This is a genomic window from Bradyrhizobium pachyrhizi (assembly GCF_029714545.1).
Taxonomy (GTDB): domain Bacteria; phylum Pseudomonadota; class Alphaproteobacteria; order Rhizobiales; family Xanthobacteraceae; genus Bradyrhizobium; species Bradyrhizobium pachyrhizi.
Genome location: NZ_CP121667.1, coordinates 5174304 through 5188939 on the forward strand (window position 1 = coordinate 5174304; position 14636 = coordinate 5188939).

The window sequence follows — 14636 nt, forward strand, 5'->3', positions numbered from 1 at the left end:
GCGGTGAAACCGTCCTACGCAGCCCGCCGCCGCTCGCGCAGCGCGTCGCCGAAGGCTTCGAACAGGGCGCGGTTGATCGGATTGCGCTGCGGATCGTATTCGGCATGCCATTGCACACCCAGCGCAAAACCCGACGCATCGGCGATGCGGATCGCCTCGATGGTGCCGTCCTCGGCGATGCCCTCGATCACGACGCGCTTGCCGGGCTCGAGGATGCCCTGGCCGTGCAGCGAATTGACCCGAATGGTCTCACGACCAAGTATCTTCGCGAACGCGCCACCCGGCGTCAGCGCGACGTCATGACGGTCGGCGAACACAACGGTCGGGTCAGGATGGATCTCGCCGTTCTCCAGCCGCGGCATCCGGTGGTTCATGCGGCCGGGAATCTCGCGGATCTCCGGATGCAGCGAGCCGCCGAAGGCAACGTTCATCTCCTGCAGGCCGCGGCAGATGCCGAAGATCGGCACGCCGCGCGCGACGCAGGCTTCCGACAACGCCAGCGCAACGTCGTCGCGATGGATGTCGTACGGCTCGTGGGCGGCGCACGGTTCGGTGTTGAAGCGGGTCGGATGAACATTGGCGCGGGCCCCGGTCAGCACGACGCCGTCGACCACGTCGAGCAAGGCGCCGACCTCGGTGATTTCGGGGCTGCCCGCGAACATCAGCGGCACCGCGCCCGACACCTCGGCAACCGCGCGAAGGTTGCGCTCTCCGACCATCTGGACTGTGAAACGATTTTCGATGCGATGGGCGTTTCCGATCACGCCGACCACGGGCCGTCTCATTATTGAAGTCTCGCGCAATGATTCTTCTAAGTTTGCGACGTTGCGGAGACGATCATGCCTTCGAGTTCCCGCCGGATCAACTGTCTATATCTGCACAGGGGGGCTTGCAGTCCTGCACAGATTCGCGCCCCTCGGGACCCAAAGCCGGCCGGATGGCCACCAACCGCGCGGGGCGCCGCGGCGCGTCAGCGGCAAACCGGCACGGCCCCCGCCAGCTTGATCCCGGCGGGGTTTTCGCCAAAGACTGCTCGAAACACCGTCGCGAAGGGGGAATCACCCGTGACAGACTCGGCTGACCATCGCCTGCAGGCCCGTAACGACTTGGCATGGGCGATCGCCGTCGGCGGCATCGGCGTGGTGCTGTTCGCTGCCCTGCTGACCTTCGCCTGGCATTTCGCCGCGACCCTGTTCCTGCTGTTCGCAGGCATGCTGCTCGGGGTCGCCCTCAATGCCATGATCACCCTGCTCGGCCGGCTGACCAAGCTGCCCCACGCGTTGCGGCTAGCGATCGTCTGCCTGGCGATGGCCGGGCTGCTGTCCGGCATCGTGTTCCTCGGCGGCACCACGATCGCGCAGCAGGCCACGGTGCTGAGCAACACGATCAAATCGCAGCTCGGCAGCGTCAAGGACTTCCTCGAACAGCACGGGGTCGATACCAGCTATCTCGATTTCACCAATGCCGCGGGCGAGGCGAAGGGCGAAGGCACCGCCGTGACGACAACGACGACGACACCCGCGCCGTCCCAGTCCCATGGCATCCCCGGCGCCGGTGCGCTGGCCTCAAGCGGCGGCGCCATCATCAGCCAGACGCTGAAGGTGCTGCTCGGCACCGTCAGCGTCGTCGGCAACTTCTTCATCGTGCTGTTTCTCGGGCTCGCCTTCGCGGCCCAGCCCAGCATCTACCGCGCCGGGCTGCTGTTCATCGCGCCGGCGAAGTACCGCGCGCAGGCGACCGTCATCGTCGACCGCATCGGCGAGACGCTGGAGCGCTGGCTGATCGCGCAGATCATCACGATGATGGCGGTGTTCCTCGTCACCTGGATCGGGCTTGCCATCATCGGCATTCCGAGCTCGTTCATCCTCGGCATCCAGGCCGGCCTGCTCGCCTTCATTCCGACCGTCGGCGCGATCCTCGGCGGGCTGATCGTGGTGCTGGCGAGCCTTGCGACCGGATGGATCGCGGCGCTGTCGGCCTTCATCCTGTTCCTCGGCGTCCACGCGCTGGAAAGCTACGTGCTGACACCGATCATCCAGCGCCAGGCGCTCGACATCCCGCCGGCCACGCTGTTCGCGTTCCAGATCCTGCTCGGCGTCGTGTTCGGCATCTGGGGGCTGGCGCTGGCGCTGCCGCTGATGGCTATCGCCAAGGTGATGATCGACCACTTCAAGACGGAGGATCCGGCCCGGGCCGCTTAGAGCGTTTTCAAGCGAAGTGGGCACCGGTTCGCGTGAAGAAAACGCGTCAAAACAAAAATCAAGCACGTCAGGAGAGCAGCAGCACCGTTCCCGCGACCATCAGCATCACGCCGGCCAGCATCACCATCGGCCAGCGACTCTTCGGCGGCTGGTATCGCCCCTGCGCGCGCCGTTCGGCAATCAGCGCGGTCTCGTATTCGTGGGAGTCCGAGAACAGGCAGGCGAAACCGCTGCGCGCCGAAACCGCGTCGGCTTCGAGCGACATCAGGGCTGACTGCGGATTGCGGGTGCGGATCGACTCCATGCCCGAAAGCATGGGATCGAATGGTTAACCACTCGTTACCGCATTCATGCCCGGACGCTCGCCGGCCTTTGCCGCGCCGAAGCCGGCAGGCCCGCGGTCTTGCGCCGCCAGTTCTCCAGCGAGAGCGGCAATTCTTCCGCCGCCTCGACGCGGTTGCGGCCGCCGCGCTTGGCCTGGTAGAGCGCGGTGTCTGCCGAGGCCAACAGCACCTCGAGCTCGGTGCCGGCGGGGCCGCCGGCGACGCCGATGCTGACCGTGGTGTCGACCGCGCCTTCCTCGCAGTTGATGTTGCTGTTCTCGAAGGCTTCGCGCACGCGCTCGGCGACCAGCACCCCCTCCTCCAGCGAGCACGGCAGCAGCGCCGCAAATTCCTCGCCGCCGATCCGCCCCGACAGATCGCTGATCCTGAGACTGTTGACCACGACGGCGGAGAACAGCTTCAGGATCTCGTCACCCGCGGGATGGCCGAAGCGGTCGTTGATCGACTTGAAGTGATCGATGTCGAAGATCATCACGGTGACCGGCCGGCCAGCAACGGACTCGCGCTCGATCACCCGGGCGCAGGCCTCGGTGAAGCCGCGGCGGTTGAGCATGCCGCTCAAGGGATCGATCGACGCAGCCGTCTTGTGCACGGCTACCGCGCGGTCCGACACCATCATGAAGATCACGAACACCGTACCGATCGCGTACAGCACGAGTTCGATCGAAAACAGCGTGACCCAAAAGCTGGAGACGAAATTCTGGCCGTTCAATCGCAGCAGGTCGCCGACCAGGATCGGCAGCATCAGGACGCAACCGTGCGCGACCGGGATGACGATCGCAAGCCAGCGCCGCTGCATCGCGCGGCGGCGCTCGCTCCACAGTTCGGAGGCGGTCAGCGCGGCGTAGATCGCGACGATCCCGGCGCCGATCGTCAGGCGCATCGCAGGATCCTCAACCGTCGTCACCGCCCCGATCCATGCGATCGGGCCGAGCACGAGGCCCAGCAGATTGGCCTTGCGGCCGTGGAAAATGCGCGCGGCATTCCAGACTAGGCCGCAGGCGGCGAAACCGATCGCATTGAGGCCCAGCAGAACCATCGGATCGAGGGTCGAACTGCCGACCGTCCAGACCGCGACCGAGGCCGCGCCGAGCAGATAGGCGGTGCCCCACCATTTCAGCGCGGAAATGTTCTCCTGCCTGCCGAACAACCACAGCATGGCGCCGAGCATGCCCGCGACCATGGTGGCGAACAAATAAAGTGTCGATGGATCGAACGACATGAACTCACCCCAGCCCGGTGTGATGCAACGTTCGCAGGCGCAAATAAATACGGTGATGCAGCGCCACTGCGAGCCCGCAAGCTAGAAGGTGCGAGTTCCAATTTCGTTTGCACGCACACGCAAGTTTTCATGAAAAACTGCGCTAATTCGCGGAAGCACGGCCGGTTGGACGCAGCAAAAAGGGCGCCTCGCGGCGCCCTTTGCAACTCGATGCCCGCGGCAATTGCCGCGAATTTTAGAACTCGAATTAGCGCTTCGAGAACTGGAAGGACTTGCGGGCCTTCGCCTTGCCGTACTTCTTGCGCTCGACCGAGCGGCTGTCGCGGGTCAGGAAGCCGCCCTTCTTGAGGACGCCGCGCAACTCGGGCTCGAAGTTGGTCAGCGCCTTTGAGATGCCGTGTCGGACAGCACCGGCCTGGCCGGAGAGACCGCCGCCGGCGACGGTGCAGATCACGTCGTACTGGCCGTTGCGGGCGGCAGCGACCAGCGGCTGCTGGATCATCATGCGCAGCACCGGGCGGGCAAAGTAGACTTCGAACTCGCGGGTGTTGACCGAGATCTTGCCGGAGCCCGGCTTGACCCAGACGCGGGCGACCGCGTCCTTGCGCTTGCCGGTGGCGTAGGCGCGGTTGTACTTGTCGACCTTCTTGACGTATTTCGGCGCGTCGGGCGCGGCCGGCTTGACCTGCGAGAGCTGGTCGAGGGACTGCAACGTATCGGACATTATGCGGCCCTCGTGTTCTTGCGATTCAGGGAAGCGATATCGACCTTCTCGGGGCTCTGCGCTTCATGCGGATGATCGGCACCCGGATAGACGCGCAGATTGCCCATCTGCATGCGGCCGAGCGGACCGCGCGGGATCATGCGCTCGATCGCCTTCTCGACGACGCGCTCGGGAAAGCGACCCTCGAGGATCTGCTTTGCGGTGCGCTCCTTGATGCCACCGATGAAGCCGGTGTGCTTGTAGTAGGTCTTCTGGTCGCGCTTGCGACCGGTCAGCACCACATGCGCGGCGTTGACGATGATGACGTTGTCGCCGCAATCGACATGCGGGGTGTAGGTGGGCAGGTGTTTGCCGCGCAGGCGCATCGCGACGAGCGTGGCGAGACGACCGACGACCAGACCCTTGGCGTCGATCACGACCCACTTCTTCGTCACTTCGGCGGGCTTGGCCGAGAACGTGCTCATGTGTGAAATCCGTGAAAAAGAAATCGGCGCCGTATGCGCCGAACTGGGCAGCCTTCTAGAGAAGCCGCGATCGCGCGTCAACGCCCACGCGCTCAAATTACATCAGAAAAAACAACGGCTTGCAAATATGGTACAATAATACCGTAGAAAAGCCTATTGATTTGGAATGGAATAGGTCGCCGTGACATGGGCTATCGGATCGGGAGACGAGCCGGACAGCAGGTTGACCTCGCCGACCGCGAGCCGCTTGCCGAGCTTGAGCAGCCTTGCCACCGCGAGCACGTCCTGCCCCGGCTGGCCCTTGCGCAGGAAGTTGATGTTGAGGTTGGTGGTCACGGCAAGGCCGACCGGTCCGATCGCCGACAGCAGCACCACGTACATCGCGAAATCTGCCAGGCCCATCAGGGTCGGCCCGGACACCGTACCGCCCGGCCGCAGCATGCGCTCGCTAAAGCGCTGGCGCAGCAGGGCGGTCTCGCCGTCGGCGCTTTCGATCCGGACATCGTCGTGGACGAACGCCTGCGGAAATTCCCTCCGCAGGAACTCTTCCACGTCAGCCACGCTCATTTTCGCAGTCGCCATGCCGTCCCTACCCTCGCTTCAGCCTGCCTGTTACATTAAGTTGTCACAGAGACCAAAGTGGAATTTCAGCATGTCCGCCCAAGCCGCCCGCGCCGAAGCGCCGCAACACCAGCCGATCCTGCTGCGTGAGACCATCGGCAGTATTGCGCTACTGACGCTCAATCGGCCCGGAGCGCGCAACAGCCTCTCCGAGGGCCTGATCGGCGAGCTGCACGCCGCACTGAACGAGATCAGTGACGACAAGCGCATCCGTGCCGTCGTGCTCGCCGCCAACGGCCCGGCGTTCTGCGCCGGCCACGACCTCAAGGAGCTTACCGGGCGCCGTAGCGATGCCGACCGCGGCCGCGCCTATTTCGCGCAAATCATGAACGCCTGCAGCGCGATGATGCAGACCATCGTGCGCCTGCCGAAGCCGGTGGTGGCATCCGTCCAGGGCATCGCCACCGCGGCCGGCTGCCAGCTCGTCGCAAGCTGCGACCTCGCGGTCGCCTCCGAAGCGGCGGCGTTCGCGACGCCGGGCGTCGACATCGGGCTGTTCTGCTCGACGCCGATGGTGGCGCTGTCGCGCAACGTGCCGCGCAAGCAGGCGATGGAGATGCTGCTGACCGGAGAGCCGGTCTCGGCGGCAACGGCGCAGGGCATCGGCCTCGTCAACCGCGTGGTATCCGCGGGCACCGAACGCGACGCCGCGATCGCGCTGGCCGAGAAGGTCGCGCTGAAATCGGCCTACACCGTCAAGCTCGGCAAGGAAGCGTTCTATCGCCAGGCCGAGATGAACCTCGCCGACGCCTATCGCTTCGCCGCCGAGGTGATGACCGAGAACATGATGGCGCGCGACGCCGAGGAAGGCATCGGTGCCTTCATCGAGAAGCGCGATCCGAACTGGCAGGACAAGTGACGACCTGAGGTCGTCATTCCGGGATGGTGCGTTAGCACCAGACCCGGAATCTCGAGATTCCGGGTTCTCGCTGCGCGAGCCCCGGAATGACAAACCCGGAAGAAAAATGAATCACGACGCCTACGACGACAATTACATCCGCAGCATCCTGAACAACGTCAAGACGATCGCGATGGTCGGCGCCTCGCCGGTCAATGTGCGGCCGAGCTATTTCGCATTCAAATATCTGGCGCAGCGCGGCTACGACATGATCCCGGTCAACCCCGGCCATGTCGGCAAGACGCTGATGGGCAAGGCATTCGTCGCCTCGCTTGCGGACATCGATCGCCCGATCGACATGATCGACATATTCCGCAATTCAAGCCACATCATGCCCGTCGTCGAGGAGGCGCTGAAATTGTCACCGCCGCCGAAGGTGATCTGGATGCAGCTTGGCGCGCGCGACGATGCCGCTGCCGAGAAGGCGGAAGCCGCGGGGCTCAAGGTGGTGATGAACCGCTGCCCGAAGATCGAGTATGGCCGGCTGTCGTCGGAGATCTCGTGGATGGGCGTCAACTCGCGCACGCTGAGTTCCAAGCGCGCGCCGATCCCGACGCAGGGCATGCGGCTGTCGCTCAATCGCACGAGCTTCGGCGGCGGACAGACCGCGGCATCCGACCGCGCGGCAAAGAACAAGACCGAGACGACCTGACACCGCGGCGGAATAATCGCTGCGATCATCCGGTATAGCGCGGGATGCCCCTCCAAAAACTGGCGATGTGCCCAACTCGCTTGACGGCGGGCGCCGCCGCCATCAGCATGCCGCGCGTTTCGACCAGGCCACAACAGGATACTAAAGAATGACCGATCGCCTTCCGGGATTTTCCACCCTCGCCGTGCACGCCGGCGCGCAGCCTGATCCCACCACCGGCGCGCGGGCGACGCCGATCTACCAGACCACGTCATTCGTCTTCAACGACGCCGACCATGCGGCCTCGCTGTTCGGCCTGCAGGCATTCGGCAACATCTATACCCGCATCGGCAACCCGACCAATGCCGTGCTCGAGGAACGTGTCGCAGCCCTCGAAGGCGGCACCGCGGCGCTCGCCGTCGCTTCCGGTCACGCGGCGCAGGTCGTCGTGCTGCAGCAGCTGTTGAAGCCCGGCGATGAGATCATCGCGGCACGCAAGCTCTATGGCGGCTCGATCAACCAGTTCACGCATGCGTTCAAGGCGTTTGGCTGGAATGTGGCCTGGGCCGATCCCGATGAGATCGAAAGCTTCGAGCGCGCGGTTACGCCGCACACCAAGGCGATCTTCATCGAGTCGATCGCCAACCCGGCCGGCAGCATCACTGATATCGAGGCGATCGCGGCCGTTGCGCGCAAGGCCGGCGTGCCGCTGATCGTCGACAACACGCTAGCCTCGCCCTATCTGATCAAGCCGATCGATCACGGCGCCGACATCGTCGTGCACTCGCTGACCAAGTTTCTCGGCGGTCACGGCAACTCGCTCGGTGGCATCATCGTCGATGCCGGCACCTTCGACTGGTCGAAGGACAACAAATATCCGATGCTGAGCGAGCCGCGGCCGGAATATCACGGCATCCGGATCCAGGAGACCTTCGGCAACTTCGCTTTCGCGATCGCCTGCCGCGTACTCGGCTTGCGCGACCTCGGCCCCGCGCTGTCGCCGTTCAACGCCTTCATGATCCTGACCGGCATCGAGACGCTGCCGCTGCGCATGCAGAAGCACTGCGACAACGCCAAGGCGGTGGCGGAATTCCTCTCCACCCACCCCGCCGTGTCGGCGGTGAACTATGCCGGCCTGCCCGGCGACAGGTACAACGCCTTGCAGCGCAAATACGCGCCGAAAGGCGCCGGCGCGGTGTTCACCTTCAGCCTGAAGGGCGGCTATGACGCGGGCGTCAATCTGGTGTCGAACCTGCAGCTGTTCTCGCATCTCGCCAATGTCGGCGACACCCGCTCGCTGGTGATCCATCCGGCCTCCACCACCCACAGCCAGCTCGACGACGCCGCCAAGGTGAAGTCGGGCGCGGCGCCCGAGGTGGTACGGCTTTCGATCGGCATCGAGGACAAGGAAGACCTGATCGCCGACCTCGACCAGGCCCTGCGCGCCTGATCCCGCAAATTGTTCCGGAACGGTGCGCCGCATCGCTCCGGAAGCTTGCCCAAAGCGACGGACCTCCCGTTAACGCTTAATACCGACGGGCCTCTCGTTAACGTTCAATCCGGCTTAAAGTGTCAGTGATAGGCTCCGGTTGATTCGGGAGACCATTGATGCTGCGCTGGACATTGCCGCTCGCGATCGCATTATTTGCGATCCCGCCTGCTGACGCCGCCGACGGCCCGGCCGTCGCCAAGAGCGCGACCGTCAAGGCCGCGCGCCAGCTGCCGGCGGGCCTGCCGCGCCGGCATTACGCCTACCGCACCACCATCACATCGCCGACCTATGTGCGGCGCGGACGCCAGCTCGTGGTCGTCGAGCAGCCCGTGGTGATCCCGCTCAATTCCGAGCCGTACATCCCGTTCGTGCCCGGCGAACCGCTGCTGCCGGGGTCGTCGTCGCTGCCCGGCTACTACGGCAACTGGCACTCGTACAACTATTTCGGCCCGTACTACGGCGGTGCCTATGTGACCTATTGGGACCGCCTGCCCTACGCCTGCGGCGTCTACGGCTACTGCTAGCGCGGAACGATCGCGTGGCCAGATCGCCGCAGAAATCCAGCGCACCGGCTTCGGGGAACGCGGTGACCGCCGATCTCGTCGCGGTGCTGGTCGCCGTCACCGAGGGCACGCCGAAGATCATGACCATCGCCGGCGGCTCCGCGCTGCCGAGCGGCCCGTTCGAGTTCACCCATCGCTCGCTGCAGACCGCGCTGCGGGCCTGGGTCGAAGCGCAGACCGGCCACCCGCTCGGCTATGTCGAGCAGCTCTACACCTTTGCCGACCGCGGCCGCTCCGGCGATGCCAAGGGGCCGCACAGCGTCTCGATCAGCTATCTCGGCCTGACCCGCGAGGATCGTGTCGGCGAGGGCTTTGAGGCGCACTGGTCCGGCTGGTACGACTACTTCCCCTGGGAGGATCATCGCGCCGGCGCGCCGGCCTTCCTGGCCAAGACGATCGCGCCGAAGCTGAAAACGTGGGCGAAGGCCGCGCCGTCACCGACGCTGCAGCGCGAGCGCTGGCAGCGCTGCGCCATCACCTTTGGCCTCGACGATCGCGACTGGAACGAGGAGCTGGTACTGCAGCGCTATGAGCTGCTCTACGAGGCCGCGCTGATCCCGGAAGCCGGACGCGGGCATGGCCACGAGGCGCCGGTCGTGCCGGGCAAGCCGATGACGGCGGATCATCGCCGCATTCTCGCGACCGGGATCGCGCGGCTGCGCGCCAAGATCAAATACCGTCCGGTGGTATTCGAGCTGATGCCGGCCGAGTTCACCCTGCTGCAACTGCAACGCAGTGTTGAGGCGCTCGCAGGCCGGCTGGTCCACAAACAGAACTTCCGCCGGCTGATCGAGCAGCAGGAACTCGTTGAAGAGACTGGCGCAATGGCCGCCGATACCGTCGGCCGGCCGGCCAAGCTATTCCGCTTCCGCCATGCCGTGCTGGCCGAGCGGGCTGTCGCCGGCACCAAGCTCCCGCTTTCGCGCACTTGACACGCCTTATGCTCAGGATAAGTATAAACCATCTTATGCTCACGGAGAGTATAAATGGTTGCACTCGATACCGATCTGCTCACCCGCACCGCGCCGCTCTATGAGCGCGTCAAACGCGTCATCCCGCCATTCGAATGGGCCACGTTCGCCGAGGACGTCGATGCGATCCTTGCGCTGAAACGCCGCCGCAATGCGGTGGTGCTGGCGCACAACTATCAGACGCCGGAGATCTTCCATGGCGTCGCCGATATCGTCGGCGACAGCCTGTTGCTCGCGCGTGAGGCGACCAAGGTCGATGCCGATGTCATCGTGCTCGCCGGCGTGCATTTCATGGCCGAAACGGCAAAGCTGCTTAATCCGGCCAAGACCGTGCTGATCCCCGACCTCAAAGCCGGCTGCTCGCTGGCGGATTCCATCACGGCGCAGGACGTGCGGCTGATGCGCGCGCGCTATTCGGATGCGCCCGTGGTCGCCTACGTCAACACCTCGACCGCGGTGAAGGCGGAGTCCGACATCTGCTGCACGTCGGGCAATGCGCTAAGGGTCGTTGAATCGCTCGGCGCCGAGCGCGTCATCATGCTCCCTGATGAATATCTGGCGCAGAACATCGCCAGGCAAACCAGCAAGAAGATCATCGCCTGGAAGGGCCACTGCGAGGTGCACGAGCTGTTCACCGCCGATGACGTGCGGCAGCTGCGCGAGAATTACCCCGATGTCACCGTCCTGGCGCATCCGGAATGCCCGCCCGAGGTGGTCGCCGAGGCGGACTTTGCGGGGTCGACGGCGGCGATGCAGTCGTTCGTCGAGACCAAGCGTCCGCCGCGCGTCGTGCTGCTGACGGAATGCTCGATGAGCGACAACATCGCGGCCAGAAATCCCGATGTCGACTTCGTCCGCCCCTGCAATCTCTGTCCGCACATGAAGCGGATCACGCTGAAGAACATCCGTCACGCGCTGGAGACCAACCAGCACGAGGTCACCATCGACCCCGCGATCGCCGATCGCGCGCGCAAGAGTGTCGAAAGGATGCTGGCGATATGAGCATTGATATCTCCGATCTCAACGGCCGCCCGGTGATCATTGGCGGCGGTGCCGCCGGGCTGATGACCGCGCTTCAGCTAGCCCCCGAGCCGGTCGTGCTGCTGTCGAAATCGCCGCTCGGCGCGGAAGCTTCCAGCATGTGGGCTCAGGGCGGCCTTGCCGCACCGGTCGGCGCCGATGACAGCCCTGCCCTGCATCTCGCCGATACGCTCGCGGCCGGCGCCGGCCTTTGCGACGCGGCCGCCGCGAGCCGGATCGTCCACGCCGCGCCCGCAGCCGTCGAGCAACTGGCGAGGCTCGGCGTCGCCTTCGACCGGCACGCCGACGGCAGCTGGCGCCTCGGGCTCGAGGCCGCACACCGCCGCAACCGCATCGTCCACGCCACTGGCGACGGCACCGGCCGGGAGATCATGCGCGCGCTGATCGCGGCGGTCCGCCAGACGCCGTCGATCACACTGCTGGAAGGCGTCGAGGCGCGCCGGCTGATCATCGAGGACAATGCGGTCAGGGGTGTGCTTGCAGCGAGCGACCGTGGCGCGCTGACGATCGCAACCAACCGCGTGGTGATCGCAACCGGCGGCATCGGCGGGTTGTTCGCCGACAGCACCAATCCCGGCGGATGTTTCGGCCAGGGGCTCGCGCTTGCCGCACATGCCGGCGCAAAACTGTCGGACATCGAGTTCGTCCAGTTTCATCCGACTGCGTTCGACGGGCCGTCGCGCCCGATGCCGCTGCTGACCGAGGCGATCCGCGGCGATGGCGCGGTCTTGATCGACGAGACCGGCCGGCGTTTTATGGCCAATCAGCCCGGCGCCGAGCTTGCGCCACGCGATATCGTCGCGCGCGCCGTGTGGCGCCACCGCGCCGCGGGACATCGCACCTTCCTCGACGCGCGCGAACATCCGGGCGCGGAGTTTACCCAGCGCTATCCCGTGATCAGCGCGTTCTGCAAGATGGCCGGCATCGATCCCGCGCATGATCCGATCCCGATCCGGCCGGCGGTTCACTACCACATGGGCGGCATCACGGTTGACGGTTTTGGCCGCAGCACGGTGCAGGGCCTGTGGGCCTGCGGCGAGGCCGCGCGCACCGGGTTGCACGGCGCCAACCGGCTCGCCAGCAACTCGCTGATGGAAGCGATCGTCTGCGCGCGCTGGGTCGCCGAGAGTATCGAAAGCGTGAGTGCGGGCCCGCGCGCCATGCTGCGCGACGATGCGATGCCACAGGCTTCCGATCCTTCTGCCGTGCGACCGATCCTCACCCAAGGCCTCGGTGTGCTGCGCGACCGCGACGGGATCGCCCGCGCGATCCGCAGCCTCTATCCACTCGCATGCGGTCACAGTGCGGCGTCCGATGCAGCATTGGTCGGATTGATGGTCGCGGTTGCCGCCATCCGGCGTGAGGAAAGCCGCGGCGGCCATTTCCGCAGCGATTTCCCGCACACTGCTGCGTCGGCCGTTCCGTCGTCCCTTACCCGCGCCGATGCACTCGCCGCCGCGCGCGACATCGTCGAATCCACGCCATTTGCCAGGAGTGCCCTGTCATGACCCTCAATCCCCTGTTGCCGCTGATCTATGAGCCGATCGTGCAGACTGCGCTGCGCGAGGATCTCGGCCGCGCCGGCGATATCACCGCGGACGCGATCGTGCCGGCCGGCCAGCAGGCGCGGCTGGTGATGCGTGCGCGGCAGCCCGGCGTGATCGCCGGGCTCGACGTCGCGCGGTCAGCCTTCCAGACGGTATCGCCGGCCATCACGCTGCGCGCCGAACGGCCCGATGGCAGCGCGGTCGAACCCGACCAGGTCATCGCGATCATCGACGGCCCGGCCCGCAGCCTGCTCACCGCCGAGCGGACCGCGCTCAACTTCCTCTGCCATCTGAGCGGTGTCGCCACTGCAACCGCCACGCTGGTCAAGGCCGTGGCGGGCACCCGCGCGCGGATCGTCTGCACCCGCAAGACCACGCCGGGACTGCGGGCGCTGGAGAAATATGCGGTGCGCGCCGGCGGCGGCGGCAATCACCGCTTCGGCCTCGACGATGCCGTGCTGATCAAGGACAACCACATCGCGCTCGCCGGCGGCATCCGCACCGCGATCGAGCGCGCCAAGGCCAATGCCGGCCATCTCGTCAAGATCGAGGTCGAGGTCGACACGCTGCCGCAGCTCGAGAAGGCGCTGACGCTCGGCGTCGACGCGGTGCTGCTCGACAACATGACGACCGAGCAGCTCAGCCAGGCGGTGGACATGGCGCGCGGCAAGGCGATCACCGAAGCCTCCGGCCGCATCACGGCGGCGACGGCCGCGGCGATTGCCGCCACCGGCGTCGATCTGATCTCGGTCGGCTGGGTGACCCACAGCTCGGCCGCGCTCGATATCGGGCTCGACTATCTGTCCTGATCGATCAACCGGGCTGGCCGACCGCAACGAGGGTCGGCTGGTCCCGCTCGGTCCGGCGCGCGGCGAAGCGCTCGGCCTGCAGCACCGCGAGCGTCAGCACGACGATGGCGACGGCCTGGTGCGTCAGCGCCAGATCGATCGGCACCTGATGCAGCAACGTCAGGATGCCGAGCGTCGCCTGCAGCGTGATCGCCGCCACCAGCCACCAGGCCCCTGCGATGACAGCGCCGCCGGCGCGCACGCGCATGGCATCGATCGCATGTGCGATCGCCAGCGCGAACAGCAGATAGGCGGTCATGCGATGTTCGAACTGCACCGTCAGCGTGTTGTCGAACAGATTGCGCCACCACGGTGTCTCGAACCAAAGCCGGTCAGCCGACGGAATGAAGCCGCCGTCGATGTCGGGCCAGGTATTATAAACCCTGCCCGCGCGCAGCCCCGCGACCAGCGCGCCGAAATAGAGCTGCACGAAGGTCAGCACGAGCAGCACCGCGCTCGTGAGCTTCAGCCTGAGCGGCGCGATCACGCTTGGGCGGTCGGTCAGGCGCCGCAGCGTCCAGACGATCGCCGCGAAGATCAGCAGCGCCAGCACCAGATGCGTCGCCAGCCGATACTGCGATACTTCGATGCGTTCCGAGAGGCCGGACGCGACCATCCACCAGCCGACGCCGCCCTGCAGCGCGCCGAGGCCGAAAATTACCCACAGCCGCCTGCCGAGCTCGCCGCTCACCGCGCCGCGCCACAGGAAATACAGGAACGGCAGCAGATAGGCCGCGCCGATCACGCGGCCAAGCAGCCGGTGACTCCACTCCCACCAGAAGATCGTCTTGAATTGCTCGAGCGTCATCCCGGCGTTGAGTTCGCGATATTGCGGGATCCTCTTGTAGCCCTCGAAAGCCTGGGTCCACTGCGCCTCGGTCAGCGGCGGCAGCGTGCCGGTCACCGGCTTCCATTCGACGATCGACAGGCCGGATTCCGTGAGCCGGGTGGCGCCGCCGACCAAGACCATCAGGGCGATCAGGGCGGCGACCGCGACCAGCCAGACCCTGACGGCGCGGAGCTGCGATGTCTTTGCGGAAATACCGGCCATTTCGCCCTGACTTGATTG

At 65.7% G+C, this 14636-nt stretch carries 16 protein-coding genes; 9 read left to right on the forward strand and 7 right to left on the reverse strand.

The window, feature by feature from the left end:
• Positions 1-14 precede the first annotated feature (14 nt).
• Positions 15-785 carry a gamma-glutamyl-gamma-aminobutyrate hydrolase family protein gene (locus QA639_RS24320; RefSeq protein WP_283087551.1) on the reverse strand — a complete coding sequence of 257 codons (771 nt, stop codon included), beginning with the start codon at positions 783-785 and terminating at the stop codon, positions 15-17.
• A 279-nt stretch (positions 786-1064) separates the two neighbouring features.
• On the opposite strand from QA639_RS24320, the gene QA639_RS24325 reads away from it, so the two are divergent.
• Positions 1065-2201: an AI-2E family transporter gene (locus QA639_RS24325; RefSeq protein ID WP_283087552.1), complete on the forward strand. Its 1137-nt coding sequence runs from the start codon at positions 1065-1067 to the stop codon at positions 2199-2201.
• Between the two features lie 67 nt (positions 2202-2268).
• Here QA639_RS24325 and QA639_RS24330 read toward each other — a convergent pair whose 3' ends face one another.
• The 5 genes from QA639_RS24330 to QA639_RS24350 form a co-directional block, all read right to left on the reverse strand.
• Entirely contained in the window at positions 2269-2505 is a 237-nt protein-coding gene (locus QA639_RS24330) for a hypothetical protein (protein WP_028333932.1), read from the reverse strand.
• Between the two features lie 44 nt (positions 2506-2549).
• Positions 2550-3767 (reverse strand): GGDEF domain-containing protein, encoded by a 1218-nt coding sequence (locus QA639_RS24335; protein WP_028333931.1) that lies wholly within the window; start codon positions 3765-3767, stop codon positions 2550-2552.
• Between the two features lie 247 nt (positions 3768-4014).
• On the reverse strand, positions 4015-4491 hold the full coding sequence (gene rpsI / locus QA639_RS24340; protein ID WP_028333930.1) for a 30S ribosomal protein S9: 477 nt from the start codon (positions 4489-4491) through the stop codon (positions 4015-4017).
• On the reverse strand, positions 4491-4955 hold the full coding sequence (gene rplM, locus QA639_RS24345; protein ID WP_016840522.1) for a 50S ribosomal protein L13: 465 nt from the start codon (positions 4953-4955) through the stop codon (positions 4491-4493). The genes rpsI and rplM overlap by 1 nt, the downstream gene beginning before the upstream one ends.
• 153 nt (positions 4956-5108) lie before the next feature.
• Positions 5109-5537, reverse strand: a complete 429-nt coding sequence (locus QA639_RS24350) for a PaaI family thioesterase (protein ID WP_028340177.1) — start codon at positions 5535-5537, stop codon at positions 5109-5111.
• 70 nt (positions 5538-5607) lie between these two features.
• Here QA639_RS24350 and QA639_RS24355 point away from each other — a divergent pair, with 70 nt between their 5' ends.
• The 8 genes from QA639_RS24355 (at position 5608) to nadC (ending at position 13528) form a co-directional block, all read left to right on the forward strand.
• On the forward strand, positions 5608-6435 hold the full coding sequence (locus QA639_RS24355; RefSeq protein ID WP_198400078.1) for an enoyl-CoA hydratase: 828 nt from the start codon (positions 5608-5610) through the stop codon (positions 6433-6435).
• Between the two features lie 106 nt (positions 6436-6541).
• The gene (locus QA639_RS24360; protein WP_283087553.1) at positions 6542-7126 is read left to right on the forward strand and encodes a CoA-binding protein; all 585 of its coding nucleotides are present in this window, start codon (positions 6542-6544) and stop codon (positions 7124-7126) included.
• A gap of 148 nt (positions 7127-7274) precedes the next feature.
• Complete coding sequence (locus QA639_RS24365; RefSeq protein WP_050384908.1) at positions 7275-8555, forward strand: O-acetylhomoserine aminocarboxypropyltransferase; 1281 nt, start codon at positions 7275-7277, stop codon at positions 8553-8555.
• Between the two features lie 158 nt (positions 8556-8713).
• Complete coding sequence (locus QA639_RS24370) at positions 8714-9121, forward strand: hypothetical protein (protein WP_028333925.1); 408 nt, start codon at positions 8714-8716, stop codon at positions 9119-9121.
• A gap of 14 nt (positions 9122-9135) precedes the next feature.
• Positions 9136-10092, forward strand: a complete 957-nt coding sequence (locus QA639_RS24375) for an NUDIX hydrolase (protein WP_028333924.1) — start codon at positions 9136-9138, stop codon at positions 10090-10092.
• A gap of 54 nt (positions 10093-10146) precedes the next feature.
• Entirely contained in the window at positions 10147-11133 is a 987-nt protein-coding gene (gene nadA, locus QA639_RS24380) for a quinolinate synthase NadA (RefSeq protein ID WP_028333923.1), read from the forward strand.
• Positions 11130-12680, forward strand: a complete 1551-nt coding sequence (locus QA639_RS24385; protein WP_028333922.1) for an L-aspartate oxidase — start codon at positions 11130-11132, stop codon at positions 12678-12680. The genes nadA and QA639_RS24385 overlap by 4 nt, the downstream gene beginning before the upstream one ends.
• Positions 12677-13528: a carboxylating nicotinate-nucleotide diphosphorylase gene (gene nadC, locus QA639_RS24390; protein ID WP_283087554.1), complete on the forward strand. Its 852-nt coding sequence runs from the start codon at positions 12677-12679 to the stop codon at positions 13526-13528. Before QA639_RS24385 ends, nadC begins: the two co-directional genes overlap by 4 nt.
• Positions 13529-13532: 4 nt before the next feature.
• Here nadC and QA639_RS24395 read toward each other — a convergent pair whose 3' ends face one another.
• Entirely contained in the window at positions 13533-14618 is a 1086-nt protein-coding gene (locus QA639_RS24395; protein WP_283087555.1) for a COX15/CtaA family protein, read from the reverse strand.
• Between the last annotated feature and the right edge of the window lie 18 nt (positions 14619-14636).